14 protein-coding genes are annotated in these 16791 nt (G+C 63.7%); 6 read left to right on the top strand and 8 right to left on the bottom strand.

The window, feature by feature from the left end; all coding sequences use genetic code 11:
- Positions 1-2: 2 nt before the first annotated feature.
- The gene (locus A3AC_RS0116140) at positions 3-1031 is read left to right on the top strand and encodes a MerR family transcriptional regulator (RefSeq protein WP_025600076.1); all 1029 of its coding nucleotides are present in this window, start codon (positions 3-5) and stop codon (positions 1029-1031) included.
- 384 nt (positions 1032-1415) lie between these two features.
- Here A3AC_RS0116140 and A3AC_RS0116145 read toward each other — a convergent pair whose 3' ends face one another.
- The 3 genes from A3AC_RS0116145 to A3AC_RS0116155 form a co-directional block, all read right to left on the bottom strand.
- Entirely contained in the window at positions 1416-2585 is a 1170-nt protein-coding gene (locus A3AC_RS0116145) for an aminotransferase class V-fold PLP-dependent enzyme (RefSeq protein WP_051361634.1), read from the bottom strand.
- A gap of 9 nt (positions 2586-2594) precedes the next feature.
- Complete coding sequence (locus A3AC_RS0116150) at positions 2595-3887, bottom strand: MFS transporter (RefSeq protein ID WP_025600080.1); 1293 nt, start codon at positions 3885-3887, stop codon at positions 2595-2597.
- Positions 3888-3951: 64 nt separating this feature from the next.
- Positions 3952-5340, bottom strand: a complete 1389-nt coding sequence (locus A3AC_RS0116155) for a M20 family metallopeptidase (protein WP_025600081.1) — start codon at positions 5338-5340, stop codon at positions 3952-3954.
- 176 nt (positions 5341-5516) lie between these two features.
- On the opposite strand from A3AC_RS0116155, the gene A3AC_RS0116160 reads away from it, so the two are divergent.
- The gene (locus A3AC_RS0116160) at positions 5517-6434 is read left to right on the top strand and encodes a LysR family transcriptional regulator (RefSeq protein ID WP_025600082.1); all 918 of its coding nucleotides are present in this window, start codon (positions 5517-5519) and stop codon (positions 6432-6434) included.
- 72 nt (positions 6435-6506) lie between these two features.
- On the opposite strand, the gene A3AC_RS0116165 is transcribed toward A3AC_RS0116160, so the two are convergent.
- The 5 genes from A3AC_RS0116165 to A3AC_RS0116185 are packed head-to-tail and all read right to left on the bottom strand — an operon-like array spanning position 6507 to position 11364.
- The gene (locus A3AC_RS0116165; protein ID WP_025600084.1) at positions 6507-7409 is read right to left on the bottom strand and encodes an NAD(P)-dependent oxidoreductase; all 903 of its coding nucleotides are present in this window, start codon (positions 7407-7409) and stop codon (positions 6507-6509) included.
- 56 nt (positions 7410-7465) lie between these two features.
- On the bottom strand, positions 7466-8149 hold the full coding sequence (gene ligK / locus A3AC_RS0116170) for a 4-carboxy-4-hydroxy-2-oxoadipate aldolase/oxaloacetate decarboxylase (RefSeq protein ID WP_025600085.1): 684 nt from the start codon (positions 8147-8149) through the stop codon (positions 7466-7468).
- 2 nt (positions 8150-8151) lie between these two features.
- Positions 8152-9177, bottom strand: coding sequence for an amidohydrolase family protein (locus A3AC_RS0116175; RefSeq protein ID WP_025600086.1), 1026 nt, complete (start codon positions 9175-9177; stop codon positions 8152-8154).
- Positions 9178-9215: 38 nt separating this feature from the next.
- A complete protein-coding gene (locus tag A3AC_RS0116180) occupies positions 9216-10526 on the bottom strand; it encodes an MFS transporter (RefSeq protein WP_025600087.1) in 1311 nt (436 codons plus the stop codon).
- 1 nt (position 10527) lies between these two features.
- Positions 10528-11364, bottom strand: a complete 837-nt coding sequence (locus A3AC_RS0116185) for an IclR family transcriptional regulator (protein ID WP_025600088.1) — start codon at positions 11362-11364, stop codon at positions 10528-10530.
- Positions 11365-11574: 210 nt separating this feature from the next.
- Here A3AC_RS0116185 and araD point away from each other — a divergent pair, with 210 nt between their 5' ends.
- The 4 genes from araD to A3AC_RS0116205 all read left to right on the top strand — a co-directional run bounded on the left by araD (position 11575) and on the right by A3AC_RS0116205 (position 16742).
- Positions 11575-13362: an L-arabinonate dehydratase gene (gene araD / locus A3AC_RS0116190; RefSeq protein ID WP_035475236.1), complete on the top strand. Its 1788-nt coding sequence runs from the start codon at positions 11575-11577 to the stop codon at positions 13360-13362.
- A 16-nt stretch (positions 13363-13378) separates the two neighbouring features.
- Positions 13379-14113, top strand: coding sequence for a ribonuclease activity regulator RraA (locus tag A3AC_RS0116195; RefSeq protein WP_025600091.1), 735 nt, complete (start codon positions 13379-13381; stop codon positions 14111-14113).
- 92 nt (positions 14114-14205) lie between these two features.
- On the top strand, positions 14206-15534 hold the full coding sequence (locus A3AC_RS0116200; protein ID WP_025600092.1) for an MFS transporter: 1329 nt from the start codon (positions 14206-14208) through the stop codon (positions 15532-15534).
- A 140-nt stretch (positions 15535-15674) separates the two neighbouring features.
- Complete coding sequence (locus A3AC_RS0116205; RefSeq protein ID WP_025600094.1) at positions 15675-16742, top strand: LacI family DNA-binding transcriptional regulator; 1068 nt, start codon at positions 15675-15677, stop codon at positions 16740-16742.
- Positions 16743-16791 lie beyond the last annotated feature (49 nt).

Here is a 16791-nt window from a genome sequence, read left to right on the forward strand (position 1 = left end):
GAATGCTGTTGAAGGTAGGCGAACTGGCGAGGCGCAGCGGACTGACCGTGCGCACGCTTCATCATTACGACGCCATTGGCCTGCTCAGGCCTTCAGCGCGTGCCGACAACGGCTACCGCCTGTACGACCGCAACGATATCGCGCGGCTGCATCGCATTCAGGCGTTGCGCCGTTTCGGCCTGCCGTTGGCCGACATCGGCGCCTATCTGGCAGCTCCCGATGCGCCGCTTGCGACCATCGTCGCGCGGCAGATCGCGATGCTCGATCAGCAGATTGCGGAGGCCGCGAGGCTGCGCGAACGGCTGCGAACGCTGCAGGACACGCTGCACGCGGGCAACGAACCTGACCTCTCCGACTGGCTTTCCACGCTGGAGTTGATGACCATGTACGACAAATACTTTACCGAAGACGAACTCGCGCGCATGCCGATGTATCGCAAGTCACAGGCGCCGGACCCCGAGTGGGCCGATCTGATTGCCGAGGTTCGCGCGCAGATGGACGCAGGCGTTCCCCCTGAAAGCGAGAGGCCGCGCGCATTGTCGATTCGCTGGATGACGCTGCTCGTGCGCGATACCGGCGGCGACCCGCGGCTCCTCGCCAAGCTCAATGTGATGCATGACAGCGAGCCGTCGATGCAGGAGACCTTCGGCATATCCACGGCGTTGCGCGACTACGTCTTGCGTGCGTTTTCGGAAACGAAAATGCGGATTTACGAGCGCTATCTGACGCCCCATGAAACGCGTTTCATGCGCGCGCACTACGGCTCGCGCTCGATGGAATGGCCGCAATTGATGGCGGACGTCCGCGATGCGATCGACGCCGGCATCGCACCGGATTCGCAGCAGGGCCGCGAACTGGCCTTGCGCTGGCTCGAGCTGTTCCGCAGCTACGCAGGCGACGACCCGGCGACGCAGGCGAAATTCCGCGAAGCGCTGCAAAGGGAGCCTGAACTGATGGTCGGAACGTGGACCAGCGAGCCGCTGCTCGCATTCGTCCGCGCGGCGGTGTCTGCTGTTACGCCAACGCGGTGAGTGGGGTCGTCGCAGAGAACATGCAAGACGCGCACACCGTCGGCGGCGTCGAGGCTCAGTTTGATCCTGAAGCCGTCGCGGGAAAGAATCGCGGTGCGCGGGCCGTCGGCGGGAAAGATTGCGTCGAGGCGAAAACCGAGCCGCGCGATAAAAAAATTGCATCGTGGCAGGCAGGTCCGTGCATTTCATGGGCACGAGAAAACCTTGCACGCCGGCTATCGCAGCGTCGTTCTCGGCGCAACCGTGAGTAGATGAGTTCATGTGAATTCGCGTTCGAGTTGAAAGGGCAGGGGCGGCGCGTGATGCATGCGCACACCGGCGGCCCAGTCAGCACGCAGGCGATTCCAATGCGGCGCGGCGCCCGCGAGAAAGGGCGCGCGAATCTCACCGCGGCAAACATTGCGCAAGCCGTTCGAGCCCTGCAGACGTCGTGCAAACGCCTGGCGAGAAGCGCAGCGTACGGCTGCGGGAATCGACGAACACGCCCGCTTCCTTTAACTGCACGACCAGTTGCGCCGCGTCGAGATGCGCGGGCGCCTCGGCCATGATGCTGCCTCCGCGCTCGTCGTCGTTGCGTGGGGACAGCAGGCGGTAACCTTTAGTGTCGAGCAGTGCGATCAGTTGGTGGCACAACGCGAGGTTACGCTCGCGCACTTCGCCCTTTGGTTGTGAGCGCATCCATGTCATGCCAGGTTGCGACGCGACGAACGGCAGCACGGACGGCGTGCCGGTATCGAAGCGGCGCGCGTCGGATGCGTAGGCGAATGCGTCGATGTCCCAGTTGAACGGATTCTGCTGGCTGAACCAGCCGCGCACGGCAGGTGTGGCCTCTTGCGCGAGCGTCTGCGGCGCGATGTAGCCAAGCCCTGTGCCGGGCGCGCCGCACAGCCACTTCAGCGTGGAGCCGCAGACGAAATCGAACGAGGTCGTCTGCACATCGAACGGCAGGATGCCGATGCCTTGCGTCACGTCGAGCGCCACGCGACTGCCGCGGTCTCGTGCATGGTCGCAGATCTCAGCAAGGTCCACACGCTTCGACGTGAGCGACGAGACCCACGTGACCAGCGCGAGCGCTACGTCGCCCGTCCATGCTTCGAGGAAGTCTTCGTCGCGTACGTACGCTTCGCCTTCGCGCAACGCGACGGTCCGCAGCGTAAGGCCGCGTCGTTGCGCAAGGCCGGACAGCAGAAAATGCAGGCTCGGAAAGCAGTCCGCGGCGACGAGTACCGTACGGCCGCGCAAGGTCTCGTCAGCGAGGCCGTCCAGATAGCGTGCAAAGGTATCCGTCACGTTCTGCGCGCCGAACACATTGGCAGGCTCTGCGCCGATTAGTTCGGCCCAGTCCGACAGCAGGCGCGCACGCGCGGCGAGCGCGGTGTCCCAGCGGCTGTCGTCGGGCGCGCACCAGCTTGCGGCGAAACTCGCAAGCGCTTCGGTCATGGCCTCGCGATGGCCCGGATACACGCCGACGGAGTGATACATGAGCCAGCCGCTGAAATCATCCGCAGGTGCAGCTTGGTGCATGGCGAGGTTTTCCATGTGTGAGGTCGACATGTTCACGGCTCAAATGTGCTTGACGAGCCTGAAGTGATACAGCCCAATACATGCCAGGCTCAGCGCCGCGCATGCCATCAGATAGAACGCGGGCGACAGCGGATCGTGAGTCGCGCCGATCATTGCGGTGACGAGCCACGGCGTGAATCCGCCGAACACCATCACGCCGATGTTGTAGCTGAAGCCGAGTCCCGTACTGCGAACGCTGGTCGGAAAGAGCGATGAGAGCACGGCGGCGAGCGGGCCGAAGTAGATCGCCTTCAATGCGCCGGCGAGCGACATGATTGTCATCAGCACCGCAAACGAAGGGCTTTTGATGAGCCAGACGAAGCACGGGTAGATCGTCGCGAGCGTGGCGATTGCGGAAATCACCATCATGCGGCTGCGGCCATAGCGATCGGACAGGTGGCCCATGAGCGGAGTAAAGACCATCAGGATCGTGCCGGTGACCACCGTTGCCGCGAATCCCGTCGATGCCGGCAAGTGTAGTTGCTTTACCGCGTAGGTCGGCATGTAGAGAATCATCAGATAGCTCGCGGCGGTCGACACGGCCATGATGCCCGCTGCGATCAGAATGCGACCCTTGCTGTGCGTGAGCAGTTCACGCACCGGCGCATTGTGCGTGGTCGCCTGGCCGGCCGCAGGCAGCGTATCGTCGATATGCTTGCGGATATAGAGGCCAACCGGCGCGACCAGTAGACCGAAGATGAAGGGCGCGCGCCAGCCCCACGATTCGATTTGCGCCGGCGAAAGTTGCGTGCTGAGCGCGAGTCCCGCGCATGAGGCGAGCACCGTGCTCATCCCTTGACTGGAGAACTGCCAGCTGCCGAGGAACGCCTTGCGTTTGCTTTTCTGTTCGATCATGAGGGCTGTGCCGCTGCCGAATTCGCCGCCAGTCGAGAAAGAAATCAGAATGCGCGCCGTCATCAGGCCGATGGGCGCCGCGAGACCGATCGACGCGTAAGTCGGAATCACCGCACAGATCAGCGTGCCTATCGTGGTGAGCGCGAGCGATACGAGCAGCGCCGCCTTGCGGCCGCGCTGGTCCGCATAACGGCCGAGCAGCAGCGCACCGAGCGGCCGGAACACATACGAAAGACCAAACGTGCCGAACGTGAGCAGCAGCGAGACGGTTTCGTCGTGAGCGGGAAAGAAGAGCTTCGAGAGCGTCACCGCGAAAAAGCCATATGCGGCGAAGTCGAACCACTCGAGCGCATTGCCGATGCTGGTCGCGACGATCAGGCGCCGCATGGGCGTCGCGCTTGTCTGCTGCACGCGGTCTTCGATGACAGTCGAGTTCATAATGTGTGTTCCGTGCAAGAGGCCCAAGGTGTCGGAAACAGCGGAAACAGCGCGGAAAACTGCGTCAACGGATGTGCGGAACGTCGGCCTCGCCCAGATCCCAGAACACGCCGGTCATCAGTTGCAAGGCTTCTTGCACGACCGGCGCGAGCACGTGTTCGTCGGGCGCGTGCTGGCGGCACCCTGGATACGAATGCGGGATCCAGATCGTCGCGAGACCCAGCGTGTCGGCGAAACACTCGTTCGGAATCGTGCCGCCGAGGTTGGGCAGCAGCGTCACCGGCTTACCGGTCGATGCCTCGATGGAGCGCTCTGTGAACGCAACCCACGGGTCGTTCGGGTCGAGCCGCGTTGCGTTGCCTGACGCCTCGATCGTGACCTCGATGTCTTCAAAGCCTTCGCGCGCAAGGTGCGCCTCGATCAGTTCCTGGGCGCGCTGCCAGTCGGTGCCGACTACGAAGCGCAACTGGCAAACGGCCTGCGCCTCGCGCGGAATCGCGCTCACCGGGTTGGCCACGTTGCCCGATTGCATCGCAAGCACTTCCAGTGTGTTCCATGCGAAGACGCGTTCAGCGGGCGTGAGACCGGGCTCGCCCCAGTTCGGCGAGAGCGGCGGATCGCCTTCGTCGGTGCCGATCTGCAGATGCATGACGCGCTCGCGAACTTGCGGCGGAACAGGCGGCGGCAGTAGGCCGTTCACGCGGATACGGCCATGACCGTCGACGAGACTCGCGAGTGCATTGGCGAGCACGGTCGCGGGATTTGCCAGCACGCCGCCCCAGTTGCCCGAGTGCCGGGCGCCAAATGCATTGGCTACGCTCAGCCTGAAATGCAATGCGCCGCGCGAGCCGAGGAACACCGTGGGCGACGCGGCGCGCTGGCGCGGCCCGTCAGAGGCGATCAGAAGATCAGCGGACAAACGCTCGCGCAAGTTTGCGCAGATCATGCCGAGCCCGGGCGATCCCACTTCCTCGCCCATTTCGAAGACGATCTTCGCGTTGAAGCCAAGCTCGCCGCGTTCGGCAAACACTGCCGCAAGCGCGGCGAAATTGATGGAATGCTGAGCCTTGTTGTCCGCGATGCCGCGGCCATACCAGCGTTCGCCTTCCACGCGTACTTGCCAGGGTGAGCGTTCGTTGGTCCAGTTGGCGGCGTCGCCGTCGATCACATCGCCGTGGCCGTATAGGAGCACGGTTGGCCGAGCCGGCGATTCAATGCGTTCGCCGACCAGAAACGGCGGCATGCCGCGCACAGGGTTTTCCACGATCTCCCAGGTAAACCCTAGTGTGTTGAGTTCGCCGCCGATCTCTTCCGAAAGGTACTGGCGCAGCAGCGGCGCCGCGTCGGCGCGCTGACTTTCAGTCGCGAGGGCGACGCGCCGGCTCAAGGTGTCGAGGAAGTCGCCGCTGTCGAAGTGCGAGCGGACAAGGGCAAGAGCGCTGTGTCGGGACATGTCGTAGGGCTGATTTCAAAGTCGAGTGTCCCCAGAGTAGCCCGCTGCCAGTATTTTTGTATTCGCAATCAAACAAGGTACATTTGCGTTGAACGCAAAGCTCGTCTGTCACACCCAGTCTCCGGCTGCCGCCCGCGCGCGGCCGGAGTCTGCAAGCCCGCTCGCTCATAAACGTCATGCGCAAACTGCTGGAGCCTTCGCTGTACTACTTTTCGGTGGTCGCTCAAACCGGCTCGCTGACATCGGCGACCGAGAAGCTCGGCCTCACCGTGTCCGCCTTGAGCCGGCATATCGCGAAGCTCGAGGGCGACATTGGCGTGCCTCTGTTCGAGCGACACGCGCGCGGCATGGTGCTGTCGCACGCGGGGCGGCTGCTGTTTCGTCACGCGCAGCGCACGCTCACGGACGCGCAAGCTGTATTCGATGAAATCCAGGGCGACGAGCGGCGCCGCGCGCGCACGCTGACGATCGCATGCACCGAAGGCTTCGCGTTCGACTTTCTGCCTGTGTCTTTAGGCGCGTTTTGCGCGAAGCATCCCGACGTCGCGATCCAGCTCGAGGTTGTGCCCGCAGAACGCGCGAGTCAGATGCTGCTGTCGGGCGAAGCCTTGTTCTCGCTCGCTTTCACGTTCAAGCCGGAGCCGGGCGTGGTCGTGCAGTTCACGCAGCGCGCGCCGGTCATGGCGCTGATGCACGACGATCATCCGCTCGCGAGCAGGACGGGAGTCGCGCTGAAGGATCTCGCCGCTTATCCCGTGCTGCTGCAGGACAAGGGCACGACGAACCGGCAACTGTTCGACATTGCATGCAGCGTCGAGGGCATTGAAATAGAACCGATGATGACGAGCCGCTACGTCGCCGCGCTCTACCGTTTTGCACAGGCGGTGCCGGACGCGATCATGCCGTCGGGCTATGTGTCGGTGGCAAAGCGTCTTGCGGTGGACCGCCTCACAGCAATTCCCTTCGATAATCCGTTGCTCGCGCAACGACGTCTGCAAGTGATCACGCTCGCGGGTCGTCAGCTCGACGATCTCGCGCAGGAGTGTCTTGACTGGATCGTCGAGGACCTGAAGCGGACTTCCGAGCGGGCGTGAGGGGCGCGAATGCGTGTTAAGGAACGCGAAAGGACACTCAGCGGCCTCGCATTGAGCCGCGTATTGCGTGGGTCATGCCGGCTTTAGCAGCGTCCGCCATTCGGGCAGGCCACCTTGCTTGTCGAGTGCTTCGACAAGCGGCAGGGCGCGCGCAGCGAGCTGCTCCTGCACGTCGGCGACGGCGCTTGCGAGCGCGCTCGACATGCCGAGACCCTCGAGCATCGACGCCGCTTCGCGCATTTCTTCCGCGCGACGCTGACCATGCTCGACCACTCTGCCGATCAGATACGCTTCATAGCCGGCGTCCCAGCCCACACCGGGAAAGGTCGCTGCGAGCGAAGCGAGCACGCGGCCGTCGACATCGAATTGACGCGCGGCGAGCATCGACTGAACGCACAGCGCTTCCATGCCCTTGATCATGATGCTGCGGCACAGTTTGATTGCCGAGGCGAGGCCGACTTCCTGCGCGACTGCTTCACAGCGCATGCCGTGTCCGTTCAGCAGTTCCGCCGTTTGCGCGGCAGCACGGCCGCCCAGCAGCATCGGCACACGTATGCCTTGCGGCGGCACCGGCGCCATGACCGCGGCTTCCACGTAATCGGCGCCGCTTTGCTGAACCGCCACGCTGTTGCGCTGCTTGACGGCGGGCGACACCGAGTTCAGATCGATAAAAATCTGGCCCACCGTGAGACACGCAGCGGCAGCGCTCGCAACCGCTTCGGCCTGGCTCGCGGTGACGGCGGAGAAGACGAGCTGCGCATCGCGCAACGCGGATGCGAGATCGTCAGCAACGTGCGCGCCGCTCTGCTGTGCGCGCTCGACGATCGCGCCGCGCGTAGCCGCGTCTTGCAGCTTGATGTCGAAGGTGGACACGGTGCGGCCGGCCTCGGTGAATGCGCGCGCGAAAACCGGACCGACCTCGCCGAAGCCGATGATCGCAATCCGAGCCACGGACTGTTGGGGCGACTGGGACATTGAGGCACTCCGTAATTGCGTTAGAGAACGAGCGAAGCCGCGCGCGCGGCACACACTCAGTCGATGTAGCGCAGCCCCAGTTGCTTCAACGGCTCGCGCATCTGATACATGTCGAGGCCGAGCACGCCGGAGGCGAGCTTCTCGCGTTTTTGCGCTTCGTTCGCCTCGCGTGCGCTGGCCTTTTCGAGCGTCTGTTGTGCTTTCGCCGCCGGCACGACGACCACGCCGTCCTGATCGGCGACGATCACATCGCCCGGTGTGACCAACGCGCCTGCGCAAACCACCGGAATGTTCACCGAGCCAAGCGTGGCCTTGATCGTGCCCTTCGCCGAAATCGCCTTGCTCCAGACCGGGAAGCCCATTTCGGTGAGCACGCTCACGTCGCGCACGCCTGCGTCGATGATCAGGGCCCGCGCGCCGCGCGCCTTGAAGCTCGTTGCCAGCAGGTCGCCGAAATAGCCGTCGGTGCAATCGGCGGTGACGGCCGCCACTACCACGTCGCCCGGTTGAATCTGTTCGGCGGCGACGTGCAGCATCCAGTTGTCGCCGGGATGCAGCAGCACTGTGACGGCGGTGCCGAAGGCATGCGCGCCGGTGTAGATCGGGCGCATGTAAGGCTTCATCAGACCGACACGTCCCATCGCTTCGTGCACGGTAGCGCTGCCGAGCGCGCCGAGGCCGTCCGCGACGCCGCTGTTTGCGCGCGCGATGTTGCGATAAACCACTCCGAGTTCGTACATGTTCAACGTCCTTGTGCTTTGAGTGCGGTATCGAGGCGCGGATAGACGCGCCGCGCGTTGCCTTCGTAGATCTTGTAGCGCTGTTCCGGATTCATATCCGCCGCTTCGACATAGCGTTTGGTGTCGTCGAAGTAGTGGCCCGTTTGCGGATCGATGCCGCGCACGGCGCCGATCATCTCGCTTGCGAACAGAATGTTGTCGACGGGAATCACTTTCGTGAGCAGGTCGATGCCGGGCTGGTGATAGACGCAGGTGTCGAAGAAGATGTTCTTCAGCAGATGCTCTTCGAGCAGCGGCTTCTTCATTTCCTGCGCGAGGCCGCGAAAGCGTCCCCAGTGATAGGGCACCGCGCCGCCGCCGTGCGGAATCACGAACCTGAGCGCAGGGAAGTCGCGGAACAGGTCGGACGTGAGGCACTGCATGAAGGCGGTCGTATCCGCATTCAGATAATGGGCGCCGGTGGTGTGAAAGCACGCGTTGCAGCTCGTGCTCACATGCACCATCGCCGGAATGTCGTACTCGACCATCTTCTCGTAGATCGGATACCAGTAGCGGTCGGAAAGCGGCGGGCTCGTCCAGTGGCCGCCCGACGGATCGGGATTCAGATTGATCGCGACATTGCCGTACTGCTCGACGCACTTGACGAGTTCGGGAATGCAGGTGGCGACATCCACGCCCGGGCTTTGCGGCAGCATGGCAGCGGGAATGAAGTTCTCGGGGAACAGTTGGCTCACGCGGTAGCACAGTTCGTTGCAGATCGCGGCCCACGTGCTCGACACATTGAAGTCGCCAATGTGATGTGCCATGAAGCTTGCGCGCGGGCTGAACACGGTGAGGTCGAGGCCGCGCTCGCGCATCAGGCGCAACTGGTTCGTTTCAATCGACTCGCGTAGTTCGTCGTCGCTGATTTGCAGTTCGGACGGCTTGGGCGCGTCAGTGGGATTGCCGAGCGTGGCGATCTGGCGATTGCGCCAGTTTTCCAGCGCCTTGGGCGCGGTCGTGTAGTGACCGTGAATGTCGATGATCATGCATGTACTCCGAATTGAAATGCCGTGCGGCGAAAGCTTCAGCGTGGCAGTGCGGTATCTGTGCGCTGCGCTGCCATGTCTTCTTCGTGGATTGCCCTGTCCGCGCTGTTTGCAGCGCTGACGTGGGACAGATCGCGCCCGCGTGTTTCTGGCAGCATCAGCGCGGCAATCACGACGAGCGCATACGACGCGCACGCGCACATGCCCATCGCGGCGCCGAGGTCGAGCTTCGCGCTCAGCACGCCGACCATTGCGGGCATGATTGCGCCGATCGCGCGTCCCGCGTTGCCGCACAGGCCTTGCGCCGAAGCGCGGATGCGCGTCGGGAAGAGTTCTGCGATATAGGCGCCGGTGCCTGCCGCCGTGCCGGATTGCAGCGTGCCGAGCACGAACCCCAACACGAGCGTGACCGGCAGCGTGATGGGCGCGAGCGTATAAGTCGCGACAGCGACGGCTTGCAGGAACGCGATCACAATGAACGTGCGGCGTCGGCCGAAACGGTCCGCCATCCAGCCGTTCAGAAACGCGCCGGCGAACGAGCCGAGAATGTTGATCGCGAGATAGCCGCCAATGTTGGTGATCGACAGATGCAGCACCAGCTTCAGATAGGCGGGCAGCCACGTGATCATCACGTAGTTGCCGCCGTAGATGCCGAACGTCAGCAGGATGGCCCTGAAAGTCGTCACGCGGGTCGAGCGGTCGAACACGGCCCAGATGCTCGGGCGGTCCGCCGCATGCTCGCGGCGAATCTGCGCGAACACGGGCGCTTCCTGAATGTGACGGCGAATCCACAGTACGAGCAGCGTGGGCAGAATGCCGATTGCGAAGAGCACGCGCCACGCCCATTCGGGCTGCAACGAACTGAAGATGAGGGTGGAAAGCAGCACCGCCACGCCGTAGCCCACGGCCCAGCCGGCCTGCAGCGAGCCCACCGCGCGGCCACGCACCTGCGGGCGAATCGTCTCGCTGATCAGCACGGCGCCCACCGCCCATTCGCCGCCGAAGCCGAGACCTTGCAGACCGCGCGTGATCATCAGTTGACCGAACGAATTGGTGAACGCGGAGAGCAGCGTGAAAGCGGAGAACCACAGAATCGTGATTTGTAAAACGCGCACGCGTCCGTAGCGATCGGCGAGGATGCCTGCGATCCAGCCGCCAAGCGACGCCATGATCAGCACGGTGGTGCCGAGCACGCCCGCCTGACCGCGTGTCATGCCCCACAGCGCGATTAGCGTGGGAATGGCGAGCGCGTACATCTGCGTGTCCATCGCATCGAGTCCCCAGCCGCTGAAGCACGCCCAATAGGTGCGCTTCTCGGACTTCGTCAGCTCGGTGTACCACTTAAGCATTCTAGTTCTCCTGCGTTTGGCCGGACGCTTCCGGATGTCCGTCTTGTGGTTCACGGCGTCCAATGTCTACTCGCTCAGATGCCGCGTTGATTGCCGCTGCCGCCAGCAAAGGCTCAGGGTCGCCGCCCAGCGCCTTCGTCACGCGCGCGGCGAAGTCGAGCAGGCGCGGGCGGTAGCGCTCCATTTCTTCCATGCCCATGCGGGCGGACGGCCCGACGATGCCGAGCGCGCCCACCAGTTCCTGGCCGACGCGGAATACGGGCGCCGAAATGCCGGAGGTTTCGCGGTCGCGTTCTCCCATCGACAGATACACGTAGCGCGAGCGCACCGTGTCGTACGGCTCGCCGGGTTCGCCCGCGAATGCGAGCAGCACACGGCCGCCCGCGCCGCGTTCGAGCGGCTGAGTGTCGCCTTGCTGCACCTCCGCGCGAATCGAGTGACGCGACGCAATGCGATAGAGACACACGCGGTGATCGCGCTCGCGCACATGAAACGAGACCGCCTCGCCGGTTTCGGCGCTGAGCTCCTTCATGGCAGGCAGCAGGATGTCGCGCAGATCGAAGCCGGCCTCATAGACGGCGCTCAGATGCATCGCGGCCGAGCCGATCCAGAAGCGCCCGTCGTCGCGGCGGATCAGAAGCTGGTGATGACACAGCGCCTGCGCAAGCCGCGACAGCGTGCTCTTGTAAAGCCCGGTGCGCACCGAAAGCTCGGTGAGCGTGAGCGGTTCGTCGTTGCGACGAAACGCGAAAAGGATCGACGCGGCGCGGTCGAGCACGTCGATGCCGCTCGAGGTGACGCCTTGCGGCGTGCGCGCCGTGTCGCTGCTGCGGGCCATAGCTGTCTCCCGTTTGGTTCTATCGGATAGAACTGATAATCGTTGGATGGAACAATGCTATTCCCATCGTCTGGCGGCGTCAATCGTCGGCGCCTCTCAGGACTCGGTGATATCCCCGAGCGACAGGAGTGGATGGTATCGCTACCATCGCAGTCATCCCGAAAGCTACCGTCCCGCCAGCAAGCGTTATGGCGGGATGGTAGCGCTACCATGGAGACGTCAGTGGCGAACCGCAAAACATCCGATCAGTTGCGCAGTTATCGCTGGTATGGCGTGAACGACCTTCGCTCGTTCGGTCATCGGTCGCGCACCGCGCAAATGGGCTATCACGCGTCCGATTACATGGGCAAGCCCGTGATCGCCGTGGTCAACACGTGGAGCGAGATCAATTCGTGCCACACGCATTTCAGGCAGCGCGTCGAGGAAGTCAAGCGCGGTGTCTGGCAGGCCGGCGGTTTTCCTGTCGAGATGCCGGTCATGACGCTTGCCGAGCCGTTCCAGAAACCCACCACGATGCTCTACCGCAATTTCCTCGCAATGGAGACGGAAGAAATTCTGAAGTCCTATCCATTCGACGGCTGCGTGCTGATGGGCGGTTGCGACAAGACCACGCCCGGTCTGCTGATGGGCGCGATCAGCATGAACCTGCCGGCGATCTATCTGCCCGCCGGCCCGATGCTGCGCGGCAACTGGAACGGCCGCACGCTCGGTAGCGGTTCGGACACGTGGAAATACTGGGCCGAACTGCGCGCGGGCAAGATTACGGAGGACGAGTGGAAGGGCATAGAGAGCGGCATCGCGCGCTCGCCCGGCCATTGCATGACGATGGGCACCGCCTCGACGATGACGAGCGCCGCCGAAGCGCTCGGCCTCACGCTGCCAGGTTTTTCGTCGATTCCGGCGGTCGACTCGCGGCATGCGCAGTTCGCGTCGCTGACCGGGCAGCGCATCGTCGAGATGGTGTGGACCGACCTGAAACCCTCGGACATTCTCACCGCCAAATCATTCGATAACGCCGTGACCACGGTGCTCGCCATGTCGGGCTCGACCAACGCGATCGTCCATCTGGTCGCGGTGGCGCGCCGCGCCGGTATCGACCTGACGACCGCGCGCTTCGACGAGCTGTCGCGCATCACGCCGGTAATCGGCAATCTGCGGCCGGCGGGCCAGTATCTGATGGAAGACTTCTTTTATGCGGGCGGTTTGCGCGCGCTGCTGGTCGAGCTGGGCGATCTGATCGACGGTTCCCAACTGACGGTCAACGGTGCGACGCTCGGCGAAAACATTTCGGGTGCCGAGATTTTCAACGACGACGTGATCCGCCGGCGCAGCAATCCGCTCGTGGCAAGCGACGGCCTCGCGGTACTGACCGGCAATCTTGCGCCGGACGGCGCGGTGATCAAACCGGCGGCAATGGAAGCGCATCTGCTCAGGCACCGAGGCCCCGCCGTGGTGTTCAAGGATTATGCGGACATGGCCGCGCGCATCGACATGGAAGAGCTCGATATAACCGCCGATTCCGTGATCGTCCTTCAGCACGCTGGGCCGGTCGGCGCGCCCGGCATGCCTGAGTGGGGACAACTGCCGATTCCGCAAAAGCTCCTGAAACAGGGCGTGCGCGACATGGTGCGCATTTCCGATGCACGCATGAGCGGCACCAGTTACGGCGCGTGTGTGCTGCATGTGGCGCCGGAATCGTTCGTAGGCGGCCCGCTCGCGCTTGTGAAAGACGGCGACATGATCGAACTCGACGTGGCCGCGCGGCGTTTGCATCTGGACGTGAGCGACGAAGAACTGGCCGCGCGCAAGGCGGCCTGGCAGCCGCCGAAGCTTCCTTTCGAGCGTGGCTTTGGCGTCATGCATCAATTGCATGTGTTGCAGGCGAACAAGGGCTGCGACTTCGATTTCCTCGAAGAGCCGCTAAAGGCGGCTGCTCAGCCCGCGCCGCAGGAACAGGCTACGCCGGGTGCAAAGCACGGCGAACCCGAGATTCACTAATTCAAACGGAGTCCTTATGAGCACAACGGAAGTCGTCGTGAGCGAAGCGACGCTCGAACAACTGAGGCATGTCAGCACGGCCACCCTGACCACGCAACTCTTCAAGCGCGGTTTGCGCAACGTGTTTCTGCAAGGCGTCGCACCGCTCGTGAAGCCTGCGCCTGGCGCGCCGAATGTCGTTGGCCCGGCGTTCACGCTGCGCAATATTCCCGCGCGCGAGGACCTCGATCACGTCGGCGTGTTTCAGGACCCGGAGCATCCGCAGCGCAAGGCCGTCGAAACGGCGCCCGCCGGCAGCGTGCTCGTGCAGGACTGCCGCGGCGAGCGCTCGGTGGCGTCGGTCGGCTCCATTCTCGCGCTGCGCCTCGCGAAGCGTGGCGTCGCGGGCATGGTGTCGGACGGCCCGGTGCGCGACAGCGGGACCATTGCGGCGTTGGGCCTGCCGATCTGGTGCGCGGGCGCAAGCGCGCCGCTCAATCTCGCGAAACATCATGCAGTCGATATGAACGTGCCGATCGCGTGCGGCGGCGTGCCGGTGTATCCGGGCGATGTCGTGGTCGCGGATGTGGACGGCGTCGTCATCGTGCCGCGCGAGATGGCCGCCGATGTCGCGCGCGACGCCGCCGAGCAGGAGCAACTCGAAGTATTCATCGCGCAGCGTATCGAAGAAGGACGGCCATTGCGCGGCACTTATCCGCCGAACGAGGAAACCATGGCCGCTTACGCGCAGTGGCGCGCGCAACAACCATAAGCCGCCCGGACTTCTGGATCGCCCGATCCGATTCACGCTTCATTCATCGCAGAACACAGGCTCGCGCGAAGAACGCGGCCGCAGGAGACGCCGTGAGCACCACGACACCGGCAATTGCCGAATCGCGCCTGATCAACCGCCTTGCCCTTCGTTTGATGCCGCTACTGGGGCTGCTTTATCTGGTCGCCTATATCGACCGCTCCAATATCAGCTTCGCGAAGCTGCAGATGCTCGGCAGCCTCGGACTCTCCGAAGTCGCGTATGGGCTTGGCGCGTCGCTGTTCTTTATCGGCTATCTGATTTTCGAAGTGCCGAGCAACGTGATGCTGCACAGATACGGCGCGCCGCGCTGGATGGCGCGCATTATGTTCACGTGGGGCGTCGTGACGATACTGCTCGCTTTCACGACTAACGCCACCATGTTCTACGTGCTGCGTTTTCTGCTCGGCGCGTCCGAAGCCGGTTTATATCCCGGCGTGATCTATTATCTGACGCTGTGGTTTCCGGCGCGGCATCGCGTGCGCATGCTGGGCTATTTCACGGTAGGCAGCAGTCTCGGCAACATGCTCGGCGCGCCGATCTGCGGCTGGCTGCTCGACAAGGGCGGTATCGCGGGTCTGGATGGTTGGCAACTCGTGTTCATTGTGACCGGGCTGCCGTCGGTGCTGTTGACGGTTGTAGTGCTGTTCCTGCTGCCTGCGTCGCCGAAAGAAGCGAAGTTTCTTTCCGCCGACGAGAAGGCATGGCTCACCAGCACGCTCGACGCCGAACGCGCGCAGATCAAGGCAAGCGTCGCGACGCACGGTTCGCTGCTGAGCGTGCTGACGGAGCCGCGCGTGATCGGCATGGCGCTCTATTACATGATGCTGTCCATTTCCGTGTATGGCGTGAGCTACTGGTTGCCGACGCTCGTGAAGGGCTTTGGCGTGAGCAACACGACCAACGGGTTGCTCAACATCATTCCGTGGCTGATGGCGACCATCGTGCTCGCGTGGTTGCCTTCCAGGCTGCGCGGCGCCGGTAATCGCGCGCTCATTGCGATGCTGATTTCCGCGTTGCTCGGCGTCATCTGCTTCGCCAGCGCCGTGTTTCTGCCGACCAACACGCTGCGTTTCATCGCGCTCTGTTTCGGCGCGCCTTGCATGTATCTGCTGATTCCATGCTTCTGGACTTTGCCGCCGAAATTCCTGTTTGGCGCACGGGCGGCGGCTGGAATCGCCGCCATCAATTCGCTTGGCAACATTGGCGGCTTCGTCGCGCAAAATCTCGTGCCGTGGGTTCGTCAGACCACTGGCAGCGTGAAGGCGCCCATGTTGATCCCTGCAAGCTGTCTGCTCGTGTTCGCCGTAGTCACCGTGTTCATCTTGCGGCGCGACCGCGGCGTGCGTCTGACGCAAGGCGGTGCGGCGGTGACCGAATGAAGCGCGTGAGTCGGTCGATCATGACGCGCGATTGCCGGGGCCGTTTGAGGCATGGCGCGGCTTGTGCAGCCTGGTGTCGTTGAGCGTGGCCTCGTGCAGTTTAGAATACGCGCGCGATCCATCTTCCCCTGTCAGCGACCATGCCGAATAAAGAACCGCCCGCCACCGCCAGCGTCGATCCTGCCGACGCGGCGGCGCCCGCGCGGCGCCTGCGCGGCGGCCCCAAGGGCTTGCGCATCACCGATGTCGCCGCGCAGGCAGGGGTCGCGCCGATCACTGTCTCACGCGTGTTCAACAGCCCGGAGACGGTGGCGCCGGAAACGCTGGAGCGTGTGCGGCAGGTCGTGCAGAAGCTCGGTTATGTGCCGAACCGGCTCGCAGGCGGTCTGTCCTCGTCGCGCTCGCGGCTCATTGCGGCGATTGTGCCGACCATCGCCCACTCGCTGTTTTCCGAAACCATTCAGGTATTCAGCGAGACCATGTCGCGCGCCGGTTATCAGGTACTGCTCGCGTTGAGCGGCTACGACGGTTCGAGCGAAGAGGCTTTGCTCGACGCAGTGCTGAGCCGGCGTCCTGAAGGCGTTCTGCTGACGGGCGTCGCTCACACCGACTCGCTGCGTGAGCGGCTTGCGAACGTAGGCATTCCGGTTGTCGAGACATGGGACATGACGGATCAGCCTATCGACATGCTGGTCGGCTTCTCGCATTACCAGATTGGCTTCGCGGTGGCCGGGCATTTTCTGCAAAGGAACGTGCGCAAGCCTGGCCTAGTGTCCGCCAACGACCAGCGTGCGCTCGCGCGCCGCCGCGGTTTTCGCGAGCGGCTCGCGCGGGCGGGCATTGACGACATTCCCGAGGTCCTTGTCGCGCCGCCGAGTTCCGTGGCGCTCGGCAAGGCAGCGTTGCCCCGTTTGCTCGACGAGGCAGCGGATCTCGACGCAGTGTTTTGCGGCTCCGACCTGCTCGCGATAGGCGCGTTGAGCGCGGCCAGGCAATTGGGTCTCGGCGTGCCGTCGCAACTCGCGGTCTGCGGCTTCGGCGATCTCGAGTTCGCGACGGAGACCACGCCGCAACTCACTTCCGTGCGCGTCGACGGAACACGCATCGGGCTCACGGCGGCGCGATGTCTGCTGGACCGGCTCGCCGGCTCCGCGCAGAACAAGGTGACCGATGTGGGCTTCGAGATCGTGCAGCGTGCCACCACGTAAGCCGGTTTCAGATATCGGCTAACGAGCCGTGGCCGGTTGCCCGTCGGCC

It is taken from the genome of Burkholderia sp. WSM2230, assembly GCF_000472445.1.
GTDB lineage: Bacteria > Pseudomonadota > Gammaproteobacteria > Burkholderiales > Burkholderiaceae > Paraburkholderia.